Annotated in this window: 26 protein-coding genes and 1 riboswitch; of the genes, 11 read left to right on the top strand and 15 right to left on the bottom strand. The window is 41.5% G+C overall.

Going from position 1 to position 25,101, the window contains the following annotated elements; all coding sequences use genetic code 11:
* From KZ793_RS20050 to purD, 3 genes are all read left to right on the top strand, one after another.
* Positions 1-261 (top strand): hypothetical protein (locus KZ793_RS20050; RefSeq protein ID WP_225816931.1); only part of this gene is annotated, 261 nt, incomplete at its 5' end.
* Positions 262-298: 37 nt separating this feature from the next.
* Complete coding sequence (purH, locus tag KZ793_RS20045) at positions 299-1,888, top strand: bifunctional phosphoribosylaminoimidazolecarboxamide formyltransferase/IMP cyclohydrolase (RefSeq protein ID WP_225816930.1); 1,590 nt, start codon at positions 299-301, stop codon at positions 1,886-1,888.
* A gap of 21 nt (positions 1,889-1,909) precedes the next feature.
* Entirely contained in the window at positions 1,910-3,193 is a 1,284-nt protein-coding gene (gene purD, locus KZ793_RS20040) for a phosphoribosylamine--glycine ligase (RefSeq protein WP_225816929.1), read from the top strand.
* An 18-nt stretch (positions 3,194-3,211) separates the two neighbouring features.
* Here purD and KZ793_RS20035 read toward each other — a convergent pair whose 3' ends face one another.
* From KZ793_RS20035 to nudC, 6 genes are all read right to left on the bottom strand, one after another.
* The gene (locus tag KZ793_RS20035) at positions 3,212-3,853 is read right to left on the bottom strand and encodes a DUF1481 domain-containing protein (protein ID WP_225816928.1); all 642 of its coding nucleotides are present in this window, start codon (positions 3,851-3,853) and stop codon (positions 3,212-3,214) included.
* A 68-nt stretch (positions 3,854-3,921) separates the two neighbouring features.
* On the bottom strand, positions 3,922-4,194 hold the full coding sequence (hupA, locus tag KZ793_RS20030; RefSeq protein WP_012776594.1) for a nucleoid-associated protein HU-alpha: 273 nt from the start codon (positions 4,192-4,194) through the stop codon (positions 3,922-3,924).
* Between the two features lie 186 nt (positions 4,195-4,380).
* Positions 4,381-4,971 (bottom strand): YjaG family protein, encoded by a 591-nt coding sequence (locus KZ793_RS20025; RefSeq protein ID WP_225816927.1) that lies wholly within the window; start codon positions 4,969-4,971, stop codon positions 4,381-4,383.
* Positions 4,972-5,047: 76 nt separating this feature from the next.
* Entirely contained in the window at positions 5,048-5,716 is a 669-nt protein-coding gene (gene nfi / locus KZ793_RS20020) for a deoxyribonuclease V (protein ID WP_225816926.1), read from the bottom strand.
* A gap of 4 nt (positions 5,717-5,720) precedes the next feature.
* The gene (gene hemE, locus KZ793_RS20015) at positions 5,721-6,785 is read right to left on the bottom strand and encodes a uroporphyrinogen decarboxylase (protein WP_225816925.1); all 1,065 of its coding nucleotides are present in this window, start codon (positions 6,783-6,785) and stop codon (positions 5,721-5,723) included.
* A gap of 108 nt (positions 6,786-6,893) precedes the next feature.
* Positions 6,894-7,661: an NAD(+) diphosphatase gene (gene nudC, locus KZ793_RS20010; RefSeq protein WP_225816933.1), complete on the bottom strand. Its 768-nt coding sequence runs from the start codon at positions 7,659-7,661 to the stop codon at positions 6,894-6,896.
* Between the two features lie 162 nt (positions 7,662-7,823).
* Between nudC and KZ793_RS20005 the strand changes: the two genes are divergently transcribed.
* Positions 7,824-8,486 carry an HAD family hydrolase gene (locus tag KZ793_RS20005; RefSeq protein ID WP_225816924.1) on the top strand — a complete coding sequence of 221 codons (663 nt, stop codon included), beginning with the start codon at positions 7,824-7,826 and terminating at the stop codon, positions 8,484-8,486.
* Positions 8,487-8,591: 105 nt separating this feature from the next.
* On the opposite strand, the gene KZ793_RS20000 is transcribed toward KZ793_RS20005, so the two are convergent.
* From KZ793_RS20000 to KZ793_RS19985, 4 genes are read right to left on the bottom strand one after another with little or no spacing between them, the layout of a single operon-like run.
* Positions 8,592-10,061, bottom strand: a complete 1,470-nt coding sequence (locus KZ793_RS20000; protein ID WP_225816923.1) for a gluzincin family metallopeptidase — start codon at positions 10,059-10,061, stop codon at positions 8,592-8,594.
* A complete protein-coding gene (locus tag KZ793_RS19995; RefSeq protein ID WP_225816922.1) occupies positions 10,049-10,603 on the bottom strand; it encodes a DUF6817 domain-containing protein in 555 nt (184 codons plus the stop codon). Before KZ793_RS19995 ends, KZ793_RS20000 begins: the two co-directional genes overlap by 13 nt.
* Complete coding sequence (locus KZ793_RS19990; protein ID WP_225816921.1) at positions 10,600-11,841, bottom strand: MFS transporter; 1,242 nt, start codon at positions 11,839-11,841, stop codon at positions 10,600-10,602. The genes KZ793_RS19995 and KZ793_RS19990 overlap by 4 nt, the downstream gene beginning before the upstream one ends.
* Positions 11,828-12,778 (bottom strand): aKG-HExxH-type peptide beta-hydroxylase, encoded by a 951-nt coding sequence (locus KZ793_RS19985; protein ID WP_225816920.1) that lies wholly within the window; start codon positions 12,776-12,778, stop codon positions 11,828-11,830. The genes KZ793_RS19990 and KZ793_RS19985 overlap by 14 nt, the downstream gene beginning before the upstream one ends.
* A 398-nt stretch (positions 12,779-13,176) precedes the next feature.
* Positions 13,177-13,302: riboswitch (TPP riboswitch) on the top strand.
* Positions 13,303-13,408: 106 nt separating this feature from the next.
* Here KZ793_RS19985 and thiC point away from each other — a divergent pair.
* The 7 genes from thiC to KZ793_RS19950 all read left to right on the top strand — a co-directional run bounded on the left by thiC (position 13,409) and on the right by KZ793_RS19950 (position 20,019).
* On the top strand, positions 13,409-15,346 hold the full coding sequence (gene thiC / locus KZ793_RS19980) for a phosphomethylpyrimidine synthase ThiC (protein ID WP_225816919.1): 1,938 nt from the start codon (positions 13,409-13,411) through the stop codon (positions 15,344-15,346).
* Positions 15,330-15,980: a thiamine phosphate synthase gene (gene thiE / locus KZ793_RS19975; protein ID WP_225816918.1), complete on the top strand. Its 651-nt coding sequence runs from the start codon at positions 15,330-15,332 to the stop codon at positions 15,978-15,980. Before thiC ends, thiE begins: the two co-directional genes overlap by 17 nt.
* A 10-nt stretch (positions 15,981-15,990) precedes the next feature.
* Positions 15,991-16,740 carry a HesA/MoeB/ThiF family protein gene (locus tag KZ793_RS19970; protein WP_118987042.1) on the top strand — a complete coding sequence of 250 codons (750 nt, stop codon included), beginning with the start codon at positions 15,991-15,993 and terminating at the stop codon, positions 16,738-16,740.
* Positions 16,737-16,937 carry a sulfur carrier protein ThiS gene (gene thiS / locus KZ793_RS19965; protein ID WP_225816917.1) on the top strand — a complete coding sequence of 67 codons (201 nt, stop codon included), beginning with the start codon at positions 16,737-16,739 and terminating at the stop codon, positions 16,935-16,937. The genes KZ793_RS19970 and thiS overlap by 4 nt, the downstream gene beginning before the upstream one ends.
* Before the next feature lies 1 nt (position 16,938).
* Entirely contained in the window at positions 16,939-17,706 is a 768-nt protein-coding gene (locus KZ793_RS19960; RefSeq protein ID WP_225816916.1) for a thiazole synthase, read from the top strand.
* Positions 17,706-18,845: a 2-iminoacetate synthase ThiH gene (thiH, locus tag KZ793_RS19955; RefSeq protein WP_397443646.1), complete on the top strand. Its 1,140-nt coding sequence runs from the start codon at positions 17,706-17,708 to the stop codon at positions 18,843-18,845. Before KZ793_RS19960 ends, thiH begins: the two co-directional genes overlap by 1 nt.
* Before the next feature lie 697 nt (positions 18,846-19,542).
* Positions 19,543-20,019: a carbohydrate binding domain-containing protein gene (locus KZ793_RS19950; protein ID WP_225816915.1), complete on the top strand. Its 477-nt coding sequence runs from the start codon at positions 19,543-19,545 to the stop codon at positions 20,017-20,019.
* Positions 20,020-20,123: 104 nt separating this feature from the next.
* Here the strand turns inward: KZ793_RS19950 and KZ793_RS19945 are convergent, their stop codons facing one another.
* From KZ793_RS19945 to KZ793_RS19925, 5 genes are read right to left on the bottom strand one after another with little or no spacing between them, the layout of a single operon-like run.
* Positions 20,124-20,705 (bottom strand): DUF1349 domain-containing protein, encoded by a 582-nt coding sequence (locus tag KZ793_RS19945; RefSeq protein ID WP_225816914.1) that lies wholly within the window; start codon positions 20,703-20,705, stop codon positions 20,124-20,126.
* Positions 20,706-20,719: 14 nt separating this feature from the next.
* A complete protein-coding gene (locus KZ793_RS19940) occupies positions 20,720-21,871 on the bottom strand; it encodes an MFS transporter (protein WP_225816913.1) in 1,152 nt (383 codons plus the stop codon).
* Between the two features lie 59 nt (positions 21,872-21,930).
* The gene (locus KZ793_RS19935; protein WP_225816912.1) at positions 21,931-22,563 is read right to left on the bottom strand and encodes an HAD family hydrolase; all 633 of its coding nucleotides are present in this window, start codon (positions 22,561-22,563) and stop codon (positions 21,931-21,933) included.
* A 13-nt stretch (positions 22,564-22,576) separates the two neighbouring features.
* On the bottom strand, positions 22,577-23,638 hold the full coding sequence (locus tag KZ793_RS19930) for a zinc-dependent alcohol dehydrogenase (protein ID WP_225816911.1): 1,062 nt from the start codon (positions 23,636-23,638) through the stop codon (positions 22,577-22,579).
* Positions 23,638-24,888: an aspartate aminotransferase family protein gene (locus KZ793_RS19925; protein WP_397443647.1), complete on the bottom strand. Its 1,251-nt coding sequence runs from the start codon at positions 24,886-24,888 to the stop codon at positions 23,638-23,640. Before KZ793_RS19925 ends, KZ793_RS19930 begins: the two co-directional genes overlap by 1 nt.
* Positions 24,889-25,101 lie beyond the last annotated feature (213 nt).

The raw sequence follows: 25,101 nt of genomic DNA, 5'->3' as shown, positions 1-25,101 counted from the left end.
GGGGGTTCTTCGGCGCTGGCAATCATTATTTTGAAAAAAATTGATCGTTTGATTAATTCCACAGCAAAGCTCTACTTTATACCTACTTACCAACAGATTTATCCACATATGGCTAGTTGGATGAAAATTTGTCGAGCATCACGCAAACGTTTTCGTTACAATTCGGTGGTTAAAATCATCAAGCGATTTTATCTGACTACATTGAAATGTTATTGCAGTGCCCATTTTTTATGTCCTGATATAGTGGGTTCTTCCCAATAACATGTTACTGCCTTACAAAATCCAAGGGATCAAATCAATGCAACAGCTTCGTCCAATCCGTCGTGCCCTGCTTAGCGTTTCCGATAAATCAGGGGTTGTTGAATTTGCAAAAGCCTTATCTCAACGCGGTGTCGAATTGCTTTCTACTGGTGGCACAGCCCGTTTACTCGCTGAATCAGATCTAAAGGTTACTGAAGTTTCAGACTACACCGGTTTTCCTGAAATGATGGATGGCCGTGTTAAGACGCTGCATCCTAAAGTACATGGCGGAATCCTTGGCCGCCGTGGACAAGATGATGAAATCATGGCACAACACCAAATCTCACCGATCGATATGGTGGTTGTGAATCTATATCCATTCGCTCAGACCGTCGCTAAACCCGATTGTACTTTGGCTGATGCCGTTGAAAACATTGATATCGGCGGACCAACGATGGTTCGTTCTGCGGCTAAGAACCATAAAGATGTAGCAATTTTGGTTAATAGTAATGATTACGAAAAAATCATTGAAGAGATGGATAACAATCAGGGGTCATTAACACAATCAACCCGCTTCGATTTAGCCATTAAGGCTTTTGAACACACTGCTGCTTATGACAGTATGATCGCTAACTATTTTGGCAAGCTGGTTCCTCCTTATTATGGCGATACGACTCAACCATCAGGACGTTTCCCTCGTACTCTGAATTTGAATTTCATTAAAAAGCAGGATATGCGCTACGGTGAGAACAGCCATCAGGACGCTGCTTTCTATATAGAAGAGAATCTCTCTGAATCATCCATTGCAACTGCAACTCAGTTACAAGGTAAAGCGCTTTCCTATAACAACATTGCTGATACCGATGCAGCGCTGGAATGTGTTAAGGAATTCGCAGAGCCCGCATGCGTTATTGTTAAGCACGCTAACCCATGCGGTGTAGCAATTGGTAAAGATATCCACGAAGCTTATGATCGCGCATTCAAAACAGATCCAACCTCCGCTTTCGGCGGTATTATTGCTTTCAACCGCGAACTTGATACTAAAACTGCACAAGCCATTATCGACCGTCAATTCGTCGAGGTAATTATCGCTCCTTCAATAAATGAAGATGCATTACCCGTGTTGGCTACCAAGCAGAATGTCCGTGTTCTGGTCAGTGGCAAATGGGAAACCCGCGTTGCTGGTCTTGATTTCAAACGAGTTAATGGTGGCCTACTGGTACAAGATCGCGATCTTGGTATGGTTGCAGCAACTAACCTACGCGTGGTTTCCAAACGTCAACCCACTGAACAAGAAATGAAAGATGCTCTGTTCTGTTGGAAAGTCGCTAAGTTTGTCAAATCAAATGCCATTGTTTATGCAAAAAATGATATGACCATCGGTATCGGTGCAGGCCAAATGAGCCGCGTCTATTCTGCAAAAATTGCGGGCATTAAAGCCGCCGACGAAGGTTTGGAGGTTCAGGGGTGTGCAATGGCTTCTGACGCCTTTTTCCCATTTCGTGACGGCATTGATGCCGCCGCAGCTGTCGGCGTAAGCTGTGTTATCCAACCAGGCGGTTCTATCCGTGATGACGAAATCATTGCAGCGGCTGATGAACACGGTATTGCTATGATTTTCACCGGCATGCGCCACTTTCGCCACTAATCAATAGCAGGAGTTAATCTGATGAATATTTTAATTGTCGGTAGCGGTGGACGCGAACATGCTCTGGCATGGAAAGCAGCTCAATCTCCTTTAGCTGATAAAGTCTATGTCGCTCCAGGAAATGCAGGAACTGCTCTAGAAAGCAATCTCGAAAATATTGATATCTCAGCGACAGATATCAACGGCTTGTTAGTATTTGCACAAAGCCATGATATTGGGCTGACTATCGTTGGCCCCGAAGTACCATTGGTGATGGGTATCGTCGATGCATTCCAAAAAGCCGGGTTGACTATTTTTGGTCCAACTCAAGCCGCCGCTCAATTAGAAGGCTCAAAAGCATTTACCAAAGATTTTCTGGCACGTCATCAAATCCCAACTGCGACTTATCAGAATTTTACAGAAATCGAACCCGCTCTTGCCTACCTAGATAAAGTCGGCGTCCCTATTGTCATAAAAGCTGACGGACTCGCTGCGGGTAAAGGTGTAATTGTTGCTATGACACGGGAAGAAGCCCAATCTGCAATAAAAGATATGCTAGCCGGAAATGCGTTTGGTGATGCAGGCCACCGTATTGTTATTGAAGAATTTCTAACAGGTGAAGAAGCTAGTTTTATCGTTATGGTCGATGGTAAGAATGTTATTCCGATGGCAACCAGTCAGGATCATAAACGCATAGGTGATGGTGATACTGGCCCAAATACTGGCGGAATGGGGGCCTATTCTCCCGCTCCAGTTGTCACCGATGCAATCCACCAGCGTATTATGGAAGAGATTATTTATCCTACTGTTAATGGTATGGCTGCCGAGGGCCATGTCTATACTGGTTTTCTTTATGCCGGCTTGATGATCAACCAAAATGGCGAACCAAAAGTGATTGAATTTAATTGTCGCTTTGGTGATCCGGAAACTCAACCCATCATGATGCGTATGCGTTCTGATCTTGTTGAACTCTGTCTAGCTGGTGCAAAAGGCGAGCTTGCTGGTAAAACGTCTGATTGGGATGAACGCCCTGCTCTGGGTGTGGTACTCGCTGCCGGTGGGTATCCTGCTGATTATCACAAAGGGGATATTATTCATGGCTTGCCCCAACAAGAAAATGAAAATAGCAAGGTTTTCCATGCGGGTACGGCAATGAAAGGCAATGACGTGATTACCGCAGGTGGACGCGTTCTGTGTGTTACAGCATTAGGAGAAACCATTATAGATGCACAGAGAAATGCTTACCAACAAGCAGAAAAGATTGAATGGAATAGCTGTTTTTACCGCAAAGATATCGGATATCGGGCAATTAACCGATTGAAGTAACCATAAAACTGACGAGGGTCAGAGGCTGTCCTTCGTCGGTTCCCAACGACAAAAGTCATTATTCGCTACCAACAATAATTCGCGGCCAGCAGGCGCTTCCAACCAAGCAATGGTTAATTGGCTGTAGCTGCTTTTTTCGCGCTGCTCAAGCCATGACCTCGCGTAAGGTTCAAACTCAAGGGAAATCGTTTCACCTGCACAGGTAGTGACTTTACCGTTACTCCAGTGCCCTTGCACCAAACGCACATTTCCCACTATCAACGCATCACTTAATTCAAGTGTCCGTTTAGCATCAAACTGCATACGAACAATATCATCGCTGGAAAGTGGCTCTCGTCGCATTTTCGACTGCTTTTGCATAAAAATCACATCACCGGATTTATTCAAACGAAGTTGTTCAGATAGTGGATTTTTATCATTCAAAATTTCACGACGAATTTGGCGCAAATCTCCCTGCTTATATTCATAAAAAGTCACGACAGTATTGTCATTACGGTAGGGGCTGTAAACACTCATCAGAACCCGAGGTTTACTGTTCTGATCATTGAGACGCCACAAGCGGACAACACCATCATCGGCAATGAATCCACTTGCGCTGAAAGAAGGTTCTTTAGGTTGATTGGTACAGGCGCTGAGCGCGAAGACGAATCCTAGTGTCATCAGCCCCTGACGAACCAACAAAAGGGGATAAATAATACCCCTTCTATTTTTTCTTTTTTGCAATGAAATTATTTAACTGCGTCTTTCAGAGCCTTACCAGCAGAGAAAGCAGGTACGTTTGCAGCCGCAATTGTAATTTCTTTACCGGTTTGCGGGTTACGGCCAGTACGCTCTGCACGGTGGTTAACTTTGAAAGTACCAAAACCTACCAGTTGTACTGAATCGCCCGCTTTCAGGGATTCGGTGATTGCATTCAAAGTTGATTCCAGAGCAGCTTTTGCCTGAGCTTTAGTCAGGTCTGTGCTTTCTGCGATTGCATCAACTAATTCAGTCTTATTCATAGATTATCCTTACAGTGTGTTTATCGTTTGCAAAGCATCGAGTGCGACGGATATGCCGAATGACAGCACCCCTGCATACACGCACCGATAGCCACTTCTTTTCACCCCCCAAATGTAGAACAGAGTGGGGGCAAAAGTGAAGCCTTTGAACATGGCATTTAAAGCATTAAATCACGTTTTTTCACTTTACTGCGTTAAATTTATACCAATGTTGCTCGTTCCTGACTCCCGGAGGTCAGCTTTCAATCCTTTAATCAACTCAATATCCCGCTCTTCGCAGCTAACCAATAAGCGATAAATTTCCCATTGGATGTCCCACTCTTGTTCAATAGCAGGTAATATTTTTAGTTCTTCATCGGTCATTTCTTTCCCGACCTGAGTCATTTCAAGCATAGCAACAGTGCGAATTGAAATTTCACTCACTGCAATTGCATGCTCCAATGTTTCACCACTCAGATAAGCGTGAATAATTTCCCCTAACGCAATACATGCATCAATTGCCGGGTACACACCGTAAATATCGTAATCATCTGCTGAGGGAATAACTTGTTCCAACTTTTCCAGCTGATTATCAAAATTCACCTTGGCATCTTTTACAACTAATATTTCCCACACCAAATCCAGAATACGGCGGTAAATAGCAGGTTCTGCAAATGCCGTCTGGCAACAGAACATCTGGTAATTTGGATACATCCGTTCGCACAGACTTGCCATAAAGGTCAGATGCTGCCAGCTTTCAAATTTCTCCAGCCGTAAATGTATCGGGTTTCGTAACATTAGCTTTTACTCATTATGCACAATTTGCTCCGCAGTTTACCTGAAATTCAAGAATATCCACACGCTTACACCGAATTTAAGGATTTTTCTGTATCATTTGTTCAAAAAACGGCCTATTTGAGGCTGCACCATCGGCCCAACGGGTTGTTTCAGGCAGACGATATCCCTTCATACAACATTCCACCCATAACAATGCACTATCAAGACTGATTCGGTGCCCTGTAGAAATGTACAATGGATTACAACGTTTTTTACTTCGCCATACCCAACCAATCTGTTCCCCTTTATCAATCAGAGGCTGGCAACTGCCGGGCTGTTCTCCTAATGGTTCACTTTCACCACATAAACGACGTTTTGCCACACCAATTGTGGGTACATTAGCTAATAAACCAAAATGGCTAGCAACACCTAAACGACGTGGATGAGCAATGCCATGACCGTCCACCATGACCAGATCAGGTTTGTGTTTCAACAACTGCCAGGCAGCCATTAATGCAGGATATTCACGGAAAGAGAGTAAACCGGGAATATAAGGCAGCGTAGTTTCAATTCGAGCTATCTGATATTCCACCAGTTCAAGAGTAGGATAAGAGAGAACCGCTATCGCTGCGCGGGTAATCGCTCCCTGCTGTTCGAAACCCACATCAGCGCCAGCAATCAATTTAGGTGGGGAAAAATCATCATAACGGATAACCTGTTGAGCTTTTTCTATTTGTTCCTGACGTAATGCTTTCGTATTAATCATATTGTTACTGATGATATTTAGCTGAAAGTTTATGTACCGCTTCGACAAATACACCCGCGCGTTCCGGCAGTACATCCTGATGGATACCATGACCAAGGTTAAAGACATGACCAGAACCCGTCCCAAAACCTTGCAAAATTGTCGAAACTTCCTGCTCAATCCGCTCTGGAGAGGCGTATAGCATGGATGGGTCCATATTGCCCTGCAAAGCGACTTTACTGCCCACACGACGGCGCGCATCGGCAATATCTGTCGTCCAATCCAAACCAAGCGCATCACAACCGGTTTCAGCCATTGCTTCCAGCCATTGTCCACCACCTTTGGTAAACAGTGTCACCGGCACACGACGACCTTCATTTTCACGGATCAGGCCATCAATAATTTTGTGCATATAATGCAAGGAAAATTCCCGATAATCTCGCCCCGTCAATACCCCACCCCAAGTATCGAAAACCATCACAGACTGAGCACCTGCTTTAATCTGAGCATTGAGATAAAGAATAACGCTGTCTGCTAGCTTATCCAGCAACAGATGCATTACGGCAGGTTCGGCATACATCATTTTTTTGATTTTAGTGAATGCCTTGCTGCTACCACCTTCCACCATATAAGTTGCCAGTGTCCACGGGCTACCGGAAAATCCAATCAAAGGAACCTGACCCGCCAGTGCCTTACGAATCGCACGCACGGCATCCATCACATAGCCCAACTCCATTTCCGGATCAGGCACCGGCAGTTTTTCCACATCAGCACGGCTGAAAACAGGAGATTTAAAACGCGGACCTTCACCTGCTTCAAAATAGAGCCCCAGTCCCATAGCATCAGGAATAGTGAGAATATCAGAGAAGAGAATTGCCGCATCTAGCGGATAACGCCGCAAAGGTTGTAAAGTGACTTCACAAGCGAGCTCAGTATTTTTACACAAAGCAATAAAATCACCGGCTTCAGCACGAGTAGCTTGATACTCAGGTAAATAGCGGCCAGCCTGGCGCATCATCCAAACAGGCGTAACATCAACGGGTTGACGTAGTAAAGCTCGCAAATAACGGTCATTTTTCAGCTCATTCATGACAGGCTCCATTTATTTATTGGCCGCAATATAATCTGACTACAATAATTAGGTGCCATTGTAACATGGCAGGTAGATCCCTCCCGTTGAATTGCACCAAACTGTACATTACGCATTCCGGCACAGAACAATCGTATCTTCAATCAACCGACGAGCAATCGTATTGTGGGGTGGAATCAATGGCAGTTGATCATAGTGATACCAATCCGCACTAATCAGCTCTTGCGGATCATGACGGATCTCACCACTGTCATAATCAGCCAGAAATGCCACCATCAATGAATGAGGGAAAGGCCATGGTTGAGAAGCCACATAACGTAAGTTGCGAATTTTAATATTACTCTCTTCCATCACTTCGCGGGCCACAGCTTCTTCGAGTGTTTCACCGACTTCAACAAATCCCGCAAGGACTGTATACATGCCTTCACGATGACGTTGGTGTTGAGCCAGCAAAATATGATCATCCCGACGAATACCGACGATAATACAAGGTGCAATCTGCGGATAATAACGTTCGTGGCAGTGATGACACAAACAAGCCCATTCACTGACACTATGATGCATTGCACTGCCACAATAACCACAATATTGATGAGAGCGATAAAATTCCGCCAATTGCACTCCCCGGCCAGCTAATTGAAACAAGCCACGATCACTTGCAACAATTTGCCGTAAGGAAACCATATTTGCAGCCATTTTCTGACGAATAAGCCAAACTTTCTCACCTTGCCATTCACCGATAGGCAAAGCTATTTTTCCTTGCAGTGACCATTGATTTGCCATTCCAAAAGGTAATTCGCCTTTAGGGAGACAAATACGATTTTCATCGCTGATAATCCACCAGCCACGTTCTGTGCCTGTAATTTGTTGTTGCATCATCACTATGACATCTTAATTTTAATATCTGTATAAATCATACACTTTTTAATCAGAAAAGCGTGTTTTATTACTATTACCATATACCGTATTGCTCGATCTGATTGTAATAGGCATTATTCTCAACTATTCAATAGACTTTGACCTGAGGAGCACAACACCATGTCACAACTGCTTGCCGTGTTTGATCTGGATGACACCTTAATTTCCGGGGATTCCAGCGCTATCTGGACAGAGTTTTTATGGGAAAAAGGCATCATTACTGATCCAAGTTTTATCGAAGCAGATAAAAAAATGATGGCTGATTACAGCGCTGGTTCACTGGATATGAGTGGTTATCTGGCATTCAACCTGCAAACACTGCATCAAGTTCCACAAGAACAAGTTGATCTTTGGCTGACTGAATTTGTTAACGAAAAAATCAGACCTCGATTTTATCCGCAAGCCAAAGCTCTTGTTGCTGAGTATCAACAGCAGCAAGTCCCAGTGATAATCATTTCAGCTACAGTTTCTTTTATTGTGAAAAAGATTGCTATCGAATTGGGTATTCATACTGCTCTGGGCATTGATATGGCAATAGAGAATGGCTGTTATACCGGCCAAATAGACGGTATTGCGACTTTTCGCGAAGGGAAAGTCGAACGAATAAAACAGTGGCTGGAACAACAAAATAATTATCCTGAAATTATTCGTTTTTACAGTGATTCAATTAATGATCTACCAATGTGTCAATTTGCCGACGAAGTCATTACGATTAATGCCGACACCCGTTTAAAAGCCCAAGCACAACAACATGGCTGGAAACAATTAACCTGGTCACTGTAAATACTTTCAATCAGTAAGGGTTGTAGTTTTCACAATCCCTTCTATACTACTGCTTACTTTCTTGTCGGAGTGTTTAACGTAAGCTATTTTGCCGTATTATATTAATTAGACAATCATTGAGTGTATTACGTTATTTAACATCTCTGCATTCGTATAGTAATCCAAAATACAGGTTGGAGGTATAGTGGCCGACAAGGAGTGTGCCACTATATTATTCAGAGGATATAGGCTGTATGCCCCTTCCCTCCCACCTGAAATGATATGCTCAAGATAAACAGGCTTAGTTTGTATGGTAGGATAATTGAAGAAACACGGAGAGCCGTTTATCAATTTCTCAGGAGTAAGATCGGATATAGCCACGCCACTGTGAAGATAAAGATCGATAAACGCGAATTCTATCTGACGCATCTCATCAAGAACATCCATACAAATAAAATTATCGAAAACCATTTTCTGTGATTCGTTCATAGCCGTATTGCAAACCAGTTCATTTAAAAAAATATGTTCAGATAACTGACTTGGTATTTCAATAGTTGCGCGGAAATCACTGTGATAAAGACCTCCATTAATGCTAGACATACCGATACTAATCAGATGACCAATTTCATGAACCACCGTTTTTATTTCAGCGATTCCCAGTGGTTGATGAAATAAGGCAGATTTTAGATAAGTGGTTGATACAGAGCTATCAAAAATTTCGTCACAGGATATTGCTGTCACTGTACCTTGTATTTGACATGCTTGTATGACAAAACAAAATGAACGATCATTATGAGTTGATACACGAATAACATACCTATTCATCGACTCATGCTCAATACTAAAATGTGCCTGGCTATGCTTATTAAAGTAAGTGAAAATCAACCCGAGTATTTCAGACAAGTGAAAATTAAAACATGACAACGATAGTCTATTTACTAGATTTTTCTGGTACATACGGAATGTGGCTGGATCAGTGAACTGTTTTACATCAATTCCAAAATGATCACAAAGAGCTTTTAATGAATTTATAAGTTTATGATAATAGATTTCCAAAGTGTTCTTAACATTCTCAGGATCCTTATTGAAAAGATAATTACATTTATATGAAGCAAAATCTTTATACCCTAACCTTTGCACAAAATAATTTCTTGCTCCAACCATTTTATCTATAAGATAAAAAATTTTATTTAAAACTTCCTTATTCACATCATTAATCGAGTGTTTAACTTTATATGCTATATGTAGATTATCTATATTATTGCAATCGGAAAAAAATGATTTAAGGTGATGCTTATCTGTAGATATAAAATTCATACCACTAATATCAGACAGTAATTTATCATTTAAAAACCTAATAATATTTTTCAGATTTTTAATTTCATTAAAAACATTAATGTTACCATTATATATTCCATGCCCAATATAAATATCTTTGGCAAATCCCTCCCAATTTGGAGTATGAATGACACAATCCGCTAATTTTTTCTCAAGTTGGCTGAATGTCAAGAAAAAATTATTATGAGATATCTGTTCAAGAATATATTTATCATGCAAAATAGCCATTTCTGAATGAATAGAATTTATGTTCTGCATGATAAACTCCAAAACCTATTAAAATCAATTTGTATACCATGACAACAATAAGATAATATCGGGAATAACCTCTTAAGATGTTCCCTTGCATCTTGGTATGTAAAAATGCCTTTCTTTTCTACACACCATATTATCTGTTCAAGTATGTCAGCGACAATAATGTTGGCCAAATTAGAGAATATATCTTCAGGAATTGAAATATCTTCAGTCTGAGATCTTAGTGTTACAACATCATCATTCTTTGATATATTATCATAGTTTTTTACATAATGAACTTCCCCATAATAATAAACAAGTAGTTCAACATCTTTTCCAACAATTTGTCGTAATTGTTCTCTATCTTTATAACTTGCACCGGAGTTATTATATATTGAATTTTCATCATATATAGAATGTAACATTCCTGCATTACATACTGATTCTTCACAACCATATTTATTTAACAATTTAGCAGTATTAACCAAGTGTGACGAATGATGACGATCGTATATCTTGTCTTTATCAATTTGGTAAAACTTTTTAACTTTTGTCAATATGCTCATAAATCACCATAATTTTTATCATAAATAGAATCTATTTCTTCTTTATTTTTACTAAGTAAATCATCAAACATAGGAATATATTTCAGTAATAGAGCAACAACACATATTAGAAAACCACCAATAAGAAGTACAATAGAATAATTCCATTTTTCTATTATCATAGAGAAAAGGATGAAACCAAAAGGATTTCCTAACCCAATAAAAGCAGTATGAATGGTTTGTATTTTTACTCTATGTCTTTCAGGTATAGCAATGGAACGACTGGATTCTATACTGATATTATTCAGTACAACAGATACTCCAATTAAAAAAGCCAAAAGACACCATACAATATGGCTGATGAAGAAAGATAAACCGACCAAACATAATCCTATCATGAAAAATGAGAAAATAACGGTACGTACTTTACCGTATATTTTTTCAAAATAGGATTGGAAAAATACTGAAGCACAGATTGCACCAATAGCAGCACTCGCTTCTATTATTCCGATCACAATAGCACTTGAATGTTTTACTGACTCTACAAAATATGGAATAACAAGAGAAGAAAACGGAACCAGAATCATATTCACTAACAGTGATGAAAGGGCCCAATACGGCTCAAAACGATAACGAAAGAAAAGTCTTAGGCTGTTAAGTGCAGAAGAAGGATTATCTTCCTTCTTCTGTAAGATCCCTATCCCCCGATTGTTTATTCCATATAAAATGTATACGGATAGGACAATTAACCCACATAACGTCCATGTCATATTAATTATCCCTATAACTTCATATCCTGCCATTCCTAAACCGATACCAAACACATTCAGAGACGCCTGCAACAAAAATGTCTTACGATATGCCTCATCAAGTTCATGTTTACTGACAATAAATGGGATATAAGCATTCACAACAGGAGAATAAAGAGCATCGATTAAGCCAAGTATAATACTAATGATGAAGAAAAAGTATATTGACCCATCGTAACTAATGTTATAAAGGTAATATATTGTTAAAAAAAGAAATATAAGATTGAGTGCAACGAGAATTTTTTTCTTATCAAGATGGTCAAAAAGGTGTGACAGAACAAGCCCTGAAATAGTTCTTGAAAGAAAATAAACAAAAAGAAAATACGAAGACAATATTAGATGGTTACTCTTAATAAGACTTAAAGTGACCAGAGCTACAATTATTCGTGAACTCAAAATATATAATGCTTCCGAAGATCGTATTTTCCAAAAATCATCATTTAACTTCACTGGGAATAATCCTATTCATTTCTTCACTGATGCTATCTGCGATAGCATGCCCGATTTCTGTCAATTCTGCATGATTATCTATTATCTCTTTTGTATCCAAAAATTTTTTCAACGCAATATTAAATCGTGATCTAATTTCTTCTTCATAAATACCAGAGTATATATTAGACATTTTATATAAAGTTTGACAAATTCGGTTAAGTACAAAATAGGCATGAAATATGCCGATCATGGGTCTGCCATCTTCACGAAATGGAGCTTTATAACGTTCTTCAGGATCATTCAAGACAATATAATCTTGAGCATTAATAATATTTAATGCATGATGTGCACATTCATGAACGATATGCTCAATATAGTAAGGTACACTATTTTCATCCGCACTATAAAGTAGGATCATTCCCCACATATTAAAATTGCAACCTGACCTGATATAATTTCCTTCTGTTTTTCCGGTAAGATATATTGTGTCAATAAAAGATACACATTCAAGATAGGTATTTTCATCATAATTTTTCAATAATTCCAGTGCTTCTTGTATCTTCCTTATATCCTCTTTTACTTCATGTACAAATCGGTATCCAACCCTGACTCCTTTATCATCCTGCTCCAATATTTTAAAAAGCATGTTCATATCAAATACAGGCTCGATAAAATAATCCAATGCTTTAATAGATAGCACTGGCTTTCCCGTGTAACCCTGACATTTTTCTATAGCATTCCGAATGTAATTAATACATAGTTCCTTATTACCCTTTTCGGCCGCATCGATAGCCAAATAATGAGAAGCACATAAATCCCACTTTATAAAAAATTCATCAGGAACTTTAAAATCAGACTCTGTTATTTCAATTAAATATTCAAGTGAATTACGGATCTGTAACTCGAAATCAGAACGGAATTGCAGATGTGGATAACATGTCGTAGCAATATTCATCTTCAAGCTCCATATTATTCCCCTTCGTACAAAATACGAAGGGGAATGATCATCAATTAATCATCATTTTTGTCATTGACAGCCCAGCCAGACAATGGCGACTTAATTTTAACCACTTTAGAAGAGTCAAAGTTTTTCATAACCTACTTCCTCAACAAATTATCATCGAAAGAATAACGTTTAGCTAAACAATATTTAACATAGAAAATATTTATTATTTATCCACTAAACAATCCATAAAATGAGGTAGTAATCACAAAATAATTTTGTGATTACCATCAATATCCGTTTAAAAACCCAAGCACAACAACAAGGCTGGCAACAATTAACCTGGTCACTGTAAATACTTTCAATCAGTAAGGGTTGTAGTTTTCATAATCCCTTCTATACTACTGCTTACTTTCTTGTCGGAGTGCCTAGCGTAAGCTGTTTTATTGCAGCATACACAGGCTGAGACCGTTAATTCGGGATCCGCGGAACCTGATCGGGTTAATACCTGCGAAGGGAACAAGAGTAATCAGCCGCTGTCAGCCCACCCAGTTTTCACCACGGGTCTGTCCAGACATCAATTATTACTCCCTGCGAGCTCCAGACAAGCAACTTTCCCAATAACACGGTTAGGAATTTGCTATGTCTAATAATATTGTTATCCCTGCAACTGATATTTCACCAAAACCCAGCCCGGCACGCCCACGTAAAGCTCAACGCGATGCCGCTCAGGAATTTATTAATTCTATTCAGGGAGTCGCATTCCCTAATTCTCGACGAATTTATCTCCAAGGTTCACGTGACGATATCCAAGTCCCAATGCGTGAAATTCAGTTATCGCCCACTTTAATTGGTGGAACTAAAGAAGAACCGCAATATGAGGAAAACGAAGCTATCCCTGTTTACGATACTTCCGGCGCTTATGGCGATCCTGATTCCATGCTGGATGTACATGTTGGGTTAACCAAACTACGCCAACCGTGGATCGACGAACGCCAAGATACTGAACCTGTTGCCACCCTCGGCTCCGATTTCACTCAGCAACGCCTGACGGATGCCGGTCTCGATCATTTACGTTTCAATAATCGCCCCCGTCCATTAAAAGCCCGTAGAGGCAAACTCGTTACTCAACTGCACTATGCCCGTCAAGGCATCATCACACCGGAAATGGAATTTATCGCACTGCGGGAAAATATGGGACGCGAACGTATCCACGGTGATGTGTTACGCCAGCAACATCCCGGACAAAGTTTTGGCGCTCAGTTGCCGGAAAATATCACTCCAGAATTTGTCCGCCAAGAAGTCGCTGCTGGTCGGGCAATTATTCCTGCCAATATTAATCATCCTGAATCAGAACCGATGATTATTGGTCGCAATTTTCTAGTGAAGGTTAACGCTAATATCGGTAACTCTTCCGTCACCTCTTCTATTGAGGAAGAAGTAGAAAAGTTAATCTGGTCTACCCGTTGGGGGGCAGATACGGTAATGGATCTCTCCACTGGCCGTTATATCCACGAAACCCGCGAATGGATCTTACGTAACAGCCCGGTTCCTATCGGTACAGTCCCTATTTATCAGGCACTGGAGAAAGTCAATGGCGTGGCGGAAAATCTCACCTGGGAAATATTCCGTGATACCTTGCTGGAACAAGCAGAACAAGGGGTAGATTACTTCACCATTCATGCAGGTGTATTACTACGCTATGTACCAATGACAGCCAAACGCCTTACTGGGATCGTTTCCCGCGGAGGTTCAATTATGGCGAAATGGTGTCTGTCACATCATCAAGAAAACTTCCTCTACCAACATTTCCGTGAAATTTGTGAAATCTGCGCCGCTTATGATGTTTCTCTATCATTGGGAGACGGTCTACGCCCCGGTTCTATTCAGGATGCTAACGATGAAGCGCAGTTTGCAGAACTGCACACATTAGGTGAACTGACCAAAATTGCCTGGGAATATGATGTTCAGGTGATGATCGAAGGCCCCGGACATATTCCTATGCAAATGATCCGCCGCAATATGACGGAAGAATTGGAACATTGTCACGAAGCCCCTTTCTATACCCTTGGTCCACTAACAACAGATATTGCACCCGGTTATGACCATTTCACCTCAGGTATCGGGGCGGCCATGATCGGCTGGTTTGGCTGCGCCATGCTCTGTTATGTAACGCCGAAAGAGCATCTCGGCTTGCCAAACAAAGATGATGTTAAGCAAGGGCTGATTACCTACAAAATTGCTGCTCACGCCGCCGATCTCGCCAAAGGTCACCCGGGCGCACAAATCCGCGATAATGCCATGTCCAAAGCACGTTTTGAATTCCGTTGGGAAGATCAGTTTAATCTCGCGCTCGATCCCGATACTGCTCGCGCCTATCACGATGAAACTCTGCCACAAGCCTCCGGCAAAATTGCACATTTCTGTTCTATGTGTGGACCTAAATTCTGCTCTATGAAGATTTCTCAAGAAGTACGCGATTACGCCGCGGGTATGGAACAGATGTCCGAAGCATTCCGCGCCCACGGTGGTGAGTTGTATCACAGTGTAGAGGATGTATCCAATGAACAATCTGCCTAACACACCATTTGCCCCAACTGAATATAAATTGGGCCTGTATCCGGTAGTGGATTCGCTAGAATGGATTTCCCGCTTGTTAAAGGCCGGCGTCACCACAATTCAGTTGAGAATTAAAGATCTGCCAGAAGATCAAGTGGAAAAAGACATTCAACAAGCCATTATGCTCAGCTGTCAATATAACGCTCGCCTGTTTATTAACGACTACTGGCGACTGGCAATAAAACATGGCGCTTATGGTGTTCATCTGGGGCAGGAAGATTTAGTTATCGCGGATCTGAACGCCATCCAAAAAATGGGATTACGGTTAGGGATCTCTACCCACGATGAACAAGAACTGGCACGAGCAAAATCCCTGCGTCCGTCTTATATCGCTCTCGGCCACATTTTCCCAACCACAACCAAAGAGATGCCATCTTCTCCACAAGGACTGGAAGCGCTGAAACGGCAGGTAGAAAACACACCTGATTATCCCACTGTCGCCATCGGCGGAATTTCTCTTGAACGCGTACCGAATGTCATTACAACGGGAGTTGGCAGTGTGGCGCTGGTTAGTGCAATTACCAAAGCAAAGGATTGGCGTCAGGCAACTGCACAATTGCTTCATCTGGTTGAAGGCATTGAGTTGAAGGAATAGAGAGGTTCTTATGCTGAATGATCAAGAATTTATGCGTTACAGCCGACAACTGTTACTCGAAGATATTGGCCCGGAAGGGCAGGAAAAACTGAAATCCAGCCACGTACTAATTGTCGGACTGGGCGGGCTAGGCGCTCCTGCCTCTCTCTATCTGGCCGGAGCAGGTGTGGGAACAATTTATCTCGCTGATGATGACCACTTACACATCTCCAATCTACAACGGCAAATACTTTACCGCACTGAAGATATCCCTGCTGTAAAAGCTGAACTTGCAGCCAATCAACTCAATGCATTGAATCCGCTGATAAAAACAATTGTTCTTAATCAACGTCAGAACCTGGAATCTCTGACAACAATCGTGAAGCAAGTCGATCTGGTTCTCGACTGCTGTGACAACATGACAACCCGCCACGCGATCAATGCCGCTTGTGTGGCAACGCGAAAACCATTAATCAGCGGCAGTGCTGTCGGTTTTAGCGGCCAACTTATGGTATTTGAACCCCCTTATCTTCATGGCTGCTATAGCTGTCTCTACCCTGAACAGGAAGAACCACTACGAAATTGCCGGACTGCGGGAGTATTAGGTCCGGTAGTCGGTATCATCGGCACATTACAGGCATTGGAAGCCATCAAAATGTTAACTGGGCTTCCCTCTCCGTTAAGCGGCAAACTCCGACTGTTTGATGGTAAACAGCAAAGCTGGAGCACACTACAACTTAACCCGTCGCAGCAATGCCCGATTTGCGGAGATATGGCATGAAAATTACGGTAAACGACCAGCCGATGGAGCTTATCGCCCCTCTGGCTATACAGCAATTGCTAGAACAACTTGAACAAACACAACCGGGAATGGCACTGGCTATTAATCAAACCATTATTCCGCGTTCAGAGTGGAATACGCATCAAATTAATGATGGAGACAATATCCTTTTGTTTCAAGCTATTGCTGGAGGTTGATATGTTAAAAATTGCTGATACGACTTTTAATTCCCGTCTATTTACCGGTACAGGCAAATTCGCCAATGCAAATTTAATGACTCAGGCTATAGCCGCTTCCGGCAGCCAGCTTGTCACGATGGCAATGAAACGCATTGATTTGCAGAGCGGTAATGATGCTATTTTGGCACCATTGCAAAAACTTGGCGTCAAATTGTTGCCAAATACTTCTGGAGCCAAAACCGCGGAAGAGGCCCTGTTTGCTGCCCGTCTGGCCCGTGAAGCACTGGCAACCAACTGGATCAAACTAGAAATTCATCCTGATGTAAAATACTTGTTGCCTGACCCGGTTGAAACACTCAAAGGCGCAGAAATGTTGGTCAGAGACGGGTTTGTCGTTCTGCCATATTGCAGCGCTGATCCCGTTTTGTGTAAGCGTCTGGAAGAAGTGGGTTGTGCGGCAGTCATGCCTTTAGGCGCCCCGATTGGCTCTAATCGAGGGCTACTCACCCGAGATTTTCTGCAAATTATTATTGAGCAAGCACAAGTGCCGGTGGTCATTGATGCCGGTATCGGCGCACCAAGCCATGCACTGGAAGCGATTGAACTGGGTGCTGATGCCGTATTGGTCAATACCGCTATTGCCGTCGCGCGTAACCCAGTAAAAATGGCACAGGCATTTAGCATGGCAATTGCAGCAGGCGAATTATCCCATCAAGCTGGTTTGGCAAATCCAAAACAACACGCTGTTGCATCCAGCCCATTGACTGATTTTCTGGGAACGTTCTAATGGCTAATCATCTTTTGAGCAACAGTTTTGGTTATCGCTGGCAGCAACTGGGTTGGGATGACATCACCCTTCGCATTAACAGCAAAACTTCGCAGGATGTCGAACGGGCATTGGGCAGCCATAAATTAAATCTGGATGACTTTATGGCACTACTCTCACCAGCGGCGAAATCCTATATAGAACCGTTGGCACAACAGGCACAGAAATTGACTCGTCAACGCTTCGGTAATACCGTTGGTTTTTATGTACCGCTTTATCTCTCGAATTTGTGCGCCAATGATTGCACCTATTGTGGATTCTCAATGAGTAACCACATCAAGCGCAAGACACTAAATAAAGATGAAATTATTGCCGAATGTCAGGCGATTAAAGCGCTGGGATTTGACAATCTGTTATTAGTCACAGGAGAACATCAAAGTAAAGTAGGTATGGACTATTTCCGCCGTTATCTGCCGCTTATCCGCGAATATTTCAGCTCAATCATGATGGAAGTTCAACCAATGACTCAGGAAGAGTACTCTGAACTGAAAACCCTGGGGCTGGATGGTGTGATGGTTTATCAGGAAACCTATCATAAACCAACTTATCTACTACATCATCTACGGGGTAAGAAGCAAGATTTTCACTGGCGGTTAGAAACACCCGATCGTCTCGGTCGGGCAAAAATCGATAAAATCGGTTTAGGGGCACTGATTGGCCTCTCTAGTCATTGGCGGACAGACTGCTATATGGTGGCTGAACATCTATCCTTTCTACAACACACATACTGGCAGAGCCGTTACTCAATTTCATTTCCCCGTTTGCGGCCTTGTACCGGAGGTATTGAACCGGCATCTCTAATGAGTGAAGCAGAATTGGTACAACTGATTTGTGCTTTTCGTCTATTTGCACCAGATGTTGAGCTTTCTATTTCTACTCGTGAATCGCCATTCTTCCGCGATCATGTCATACCGCTAGCGATTAATAATGTCAGTGCCGGTTCGAAAACCCAACCCGGTGGTTATGCAGATAATAGCCATGAAGAATTGGAGCAATTTACTCCGCATGATAACCGTTCTGTCTATCAGGTCGCGGACGCATTAATTAAAGCCGGGTTACAACCTGTCTGGAAAGATTGGGATGGTTATTTAGGTCGATAATTTAATTTTCTTTCTTATCAAATAATTCAATTTTAAGTAAAAGCCTTTAACAGGAAATAACGACAAAAAATAGGATTTAATATAACAAACTGTCTGGTGCTAATACCAGGCAGTAATACAGAAAAACACGACGAACAATAAAACAATTATCATTTGAAATATCTATTTTGAATTTTAAATAAAAATTCATCTATATAGTTATAACCAACATTATAAAATATACTTTTATTATGAATGTTTTATTTCCACATAACCGTTTTATGCACAATTAAAATTTAACTTTTAATATACAAATATACCTAATAGATTTCGAGTTGCAGCGCGGCGGCAAGTGAATGAATCCCCAAGAGCATAGATAACTATGTGACTGGGGTGAGTGAAAGCAGCCAACAAAGCAGCAGCTTGAAAGATGAAGGGTATATATTACTCATCGACATACAAACTCTCTACATAAAATAAAAATCAAAATAAAACTTCAATTAATACCAACAAATAATGAGAAGAATAGTCCATGTATACTGAATATATCAAAAATTCCCCTCATTTGTTTTATTTTCATACCAATTTTCTCAAATTACAACTCACCACCAACAAAAAATACAATTGAGTATTGTCCTATTATTGATAAAGTGCCCCCCGAAAAACAAAGCGCTTAGAAAATTAAACTTATTTCTATCTATTTAAAAAGGACTAATATATGAACGTACAAGAGATCCTGAATAACGAAGATTATTCTGATAATAAGAAAAACTCTCATAAAGAACTGGTTAACGGCTCATTCGAAGAAGGATATAACGGCTGGAGAATCCCAGCCCCTGAATCAGTAGAAATCTTATCTGAAGATGGCATTCACTTTATCAGAATCCAAAGCGTTACCGGTTCTGGTGTCATTGATCAAATTATAGAAGGATTAGAACCTAACACTAAATATAAACTAACAGCTACAGCGCGCGTATCAGCAGAATGGGCCTCATCAGCTTATTTTGGTTTACAGAGTCGTACCGATGGCCCCGAATCTTTTGCCGTAAACAGCACCGATTTTACAACGGGCTCGGTAGAATTAAGCACAGATCAAGAGGGACTTTTACGCATTTATTTACTGAAAGACCAAGTTGGCCATCGACCAGACGGAGAAACCGCTGACTTTACCGGTTTTGTTTTAGAAAAAGCCTAAATATTTAACTTCGAAGTAGTTTGACATTAAAACACCCGGAACAGGAAGCTCCGGGTGTTTTAAAATCTGTCTCAGTAGAGATAATTCTCCGAAAATAACCTCATCTAACTTAAATCATGCAGTGGTTTTTTTATTGGCAGCGTCAATTGGAAATCAGAAAACCGCACCTGTAATCCATGCCGTTCTGGAGAACAACACATTGCCCCAACAAAGACAGGTTGTTTATCTTCAAAAAAAGGAGACAACCTCAACAATGGCCACCGTACACCATCAGTGGAATATTGCAGTCTTAAATATCCCTCTTCACGAGTCAAACGTAACCAGAATTTACTCGAATCACCGGGAAATACGCCCATAGACCAATCAGAATGATGACGTGTTAGCACACTACCAATCGTGGCATGGCCGTCGGAATATTCAATTCCTCCTTTCAGCCAATGTTTCTCATCCACTAATAGCATGACTCCCGCTTGATCGTATAAATGTTCAAAACAGCCTTCAATACAGAGTTGAAAGGTGAAATCATCCTCAATATAACGCCCAAAAACATGACCATTATGACGTTCAAAGCCATACCATGTTCGTTGCCAAAAGTCAGTTTTATGATCTGTAGTGACATTAAGCCAGCCGCTTCCACATTGCCAATCAGATGGTTCATTAAGCCAATGATATTGTGACAAACCCATAGGAACTCCCTCTATTATCTTCCACTTGAATTAATTAATTTATATCCTGCAAGTAAGGAAATAGAGAGTAAAGCAATACAAGCAAAAGCGCCGTGTAATGTCACAATTTGCGCTAATCCACCAATGATTGCAGGTCCCAATAAAATCCCTGAATATCCCATGGTAGAAACCGCAGCAACGGCCAGAGAATCAGGCATAATTTTCTGTTGACCAGAAGCAGTAAAAAGCATTGGCGCTATATTGGATAATCCTGCTCCGATCATCAAGAAAGAGAGCCCTAACATTATTACGGTTGATGCTGAGTAAATAAGGATAAACCCGGAAGTAGCCAATAAAGCACTGCTGATAAAAACCCGTCGGTGTCCATAAAGGGCAATGATCTTATCACCGAGCAAGCGGCCCGATGTCATAGCAATAGCAAACAAGGTATAACCGATACCCGCCTGATGACTACTGATATTATGTACGCTGGTTAATAATATACCGCTCCAGTCCAGCATTGATCCTTCCATGATATAGGCAACAAAACAGAGAAAGCCTAATAAAATCACGATCCCATGAGGCACCGCAAAAAATGGCGTATTACCCGATTCGGCTTCGTTTAATAATCCACTCCATACCGGCAGTAACAGTAAAATAACCGGTAATACCACCATTACCATCACCTGGAAAGGTGATATTCCCAAAGACAATAATGTACTCACCGATCCTGCACCGGCGATCCCGCCCAAACTAAATAACGCGTGAAAGCCAGACATAATTGGCCTTCGAGCCATTTTTTCAACCATGACAGCGTGGATATTGACCACAACATCCATTGCACCAATACCGGCGCCAAAGATAAATAAAACGCAAGCCAATGTTAGCGGTGTCGGTAATACACTTAGCCCTGGCAACATCACTAGCACGACCAAAGCACATAAAGTGAAGATTTGCCGACAGCCAAAACGTGCTGCTAACATGCCAGCTATCGGCATCATGATGAAAGAGCCAATACCGAACGCCAACATCAGGAGCCCCATCGCGCCATTATCAAGTTGTAGCCGTTCTTTAGCTAAAGGAATGAGGGGTGCCCAACTTGCAAGACTAAAGCCGGCAATAAAAAAAGCGGCACGCGTTGCCATGATGGGTTGTTTTACCAAAGAGACAATATTTTGATCAGACAACTCATGTTCCTTCTATATCAATAAAATGCCCTCCGATATGATTTACGGAGGGCATTAAGTTACGCAAAATTAATTTTAGAAAATTGTGGAATATCGGTCAGCGCCCCAATAATACGAGTAGCCTGTTGATACTGTTCCGCAACCGACAAAGCATGAGGCCAAGCATACACATAGGGAATACCTGCCTGCGTCGCTGCTGTCATTCCCAAATCGGTATCTTCAATCACTAATGTCTGATGAACATCCATAGATTTCAATTTCAACATAGCAAGATAGGGATCAGGATGAGGTTTCGTCCTTGCAACATCGTCACCAGAGATTAAAGCCGGGCTTTCGCTCAATTCCAGCAATCCAATATTTGCCAAACACACTTCCCGCGGCGCAGTAGAGACAAAACCAAAAGGGATATTGTGCTGTTGTAAAGCCGCTATTAACCGGGAAATCCCTGGACGAAGGTAACTTTTAGACAGCTTATCTTTATAAACAGAGACGATTTGAGCAGTGATCTCTTTCTGTTGCTGAGCTGGAACCCCAATGCAATCCAGCGTTTCCGCCAAACTCAGGCCAATAAGTTGCTGTGGTTGTACATGCTGTGTGTAGTCAGGAGCCAAATCACAAAGAACATCAAAGTGCAGTTGTTCACTGTCAACAATGACCCCATCGATATCAAAAATCACATTAAATCTATCCATGTGAAACATTCCATTATTTTAGATCGGAAATACGGATCAGCACTTTACAGTTTGGAGTAAAGAGTGGTTTTTGGGTTTTGCCCGCAATATCACAACCAACCGTGAGAAAAGCCTGCAAGTAATCATTAAAATCAAAGATCTGGCTGACCAAACGACCCGCTGGAATAACACCATCGCGGATCATGGTATAAGCACGTTCAAAACTGTTGTTCAGAGAATCAATGGAACCAATCACTGAAAGGCTCTTATCAGCAATTTTCAAGATATCAAGATTGGCATGCTTATCTTTAAGCGCGACATTCAACAATTTTCCGCCAGGCGCCAAATGTTCAAAAATATATTCAGTTAACTGCCCGGTCGTATCCACACATAGATCGATAAGCGCTGATTTATCGCCATATTGTTGCGCCAATGCCTCATCAAAATCAGTATACAGCTCACATTCCGGCGGCAGATTTTCTTTGGCAAATTGAACACGACTTTCGTTTTTCTCGACCATGAAAGCCTTAACGCCTCTGGCATGTAAAGCCCAAATATAGAGCATCCCCATTGGGCCAGCGCCAGCTACCGCTGCACGAATATTAGTATGAGTAATGCCCAGTTTATCAACCCCGGTCAGCGTGCAACTGAGTGGCTCAGTCAATGATGCCTCTTCCATACTGACATGATCATCCAGCTTTATCAGCGAACTCTCTTTAGCCAGATATTGCTCGGCAAATGCCCCATCATAGGAAACCCCCGCTTCGGTTCCCAATTTTTTCTCACAATGATTTGGACTGCCTGTCTGGCACATCCGACAATGTCCACAGGAATAGGTCGGATTGATGACAACACGGTCACCCACATTAAAACGCGTGACACTCTTCCCTATTTGCGTAACAACTCCCGTTGTTTCATGGCCCAAAGTGGTTCCCGGAATAGCAACAGGATAAGATCCGGTGATAATCCCAACATCCGTACCACAAACGCCACACACTGCAATATCAACAACAACATCATCAGACTCAACGCAGCGTAGTGGTTCAACATCCTGGATTTGGACATCCCATACCCGATTAAATTTAAGTGCTTTCATTACGCGACCTCCTTGTTATCCAGCATATTTAACGTCATATCAGCAAAAGTTAGATCAATCTTATACAGAATTTCGTTTAAATGTTCCTGAGTACAAATTAACGGTGGACGAACTTTAAGTGCACGACCCTTACCATAACGAGAACCCCGGATAATCAAGTTATGAGAATTCGCGATTGCAATCGCTTGTGCCGCAAATTCTGGTGACGGCGTATCAAAGCCAAACATATAACCGACGCCTCTAACACCCGTAATTTCTGGATATTTATGCTGTAATGTTAATAAGCCATCACGCAAATAAGCTTCATGACGCTGTACATTCTCCAGAACCTGCTCGTCTTCGATGATATCGATAATTTCGTTGAGCGCCGTTAATGAAAGAGGGTTAGCGCCTGATGTACTGGAGTGTTCGAATGACTCTAATACATCTAATGAACTCCGCATCAGCACACCACCGGTAGGAATACCTATGCCACCAGCGCCCTTAGCGAAAACAATAATGTCGGGTTCTAATTCTTTGGCGTAACCAGTTGAGGCGAAAAATGTCCCAGTACGGCCAAATCCGGTCTGTACTTCATCTGCGATAATAATAATGCCATGTTTATGACAGATATCTCTGATCTTACGGTAAAAATCGACAGGAAAAACGTTATTGCCGCCGTTTCCTTGAATAGGCTCAATGATAAGGCAGGCAATATTGTCATTTGAACCTAATTGAATAAATTGCTCCAAGTCAAAATATTGATTGGGTTCTGTACTCGGTTCAGACTCTGACATGACACTAGCAGGGGTTGGAATTTTTAAAGAACCATCAATGTTGACATGGAAATCTTTAATCCGAAAAGCATTACCCGAAATTTGCGCTGTGGCTAAAGACTGGCCATGATGAGCCAAAAAGAAAGAGATAACCCCTGAACGCCCTGTTGCTTTTTGCGCGATACGAATTGCGCATTCAACCGCCCCAGAACCGGAAACATCACGTAACCATATTCTATCAATGCCCTCAGGGGTATATTTAACTAATTTACCTAAAATATATTGTGATATTTCATGGGTATAAGCTGAACTTAGATGTGTACACCTGTCGATCTGCTGTTTTAATTTTTCTGTTATTCTGCGATTAGTGTACCCAAGAGGAAGGTTAAATGTCCCCGAAGCTGCATCAATATACTTTTCACCATCAATTTCCAAATAAGGCCCGTTCCCAACAAAGCGAGAAAGCATATCTTCAAACCGTTTTCCATTTTCCATCATTTCATTACCTTAATTAACCATTTCTAACTATAAGAAAGCACAATAATCTTTAATAGGTAAGAGAATATTTACTAAAAATTAATTTAGATCAACAAAAAACCCATAAAAACTACAAAAACATTTAAAAAATTAAAGTATTTTGTATAAAATACATTATTATTTTGAATGATTTGCTAATGACATGCAGAACTGCTGCTCTATAAGGTTAAT

Source organism: Photorhabdus antumapuensis, assembly GCF_020387775.1.
Lineage (GTDB): Bacteria > Pseudomonadota > Gammaproteobacteria > Enterobacterales > Enterobacteriaceae > Photorhabdus > Photorhabdus antumapuensis.
Note: the sequence above shows the minus strand (reverse complement) of the source record. Positions and strands in the feature narration are given on the sequence as shown.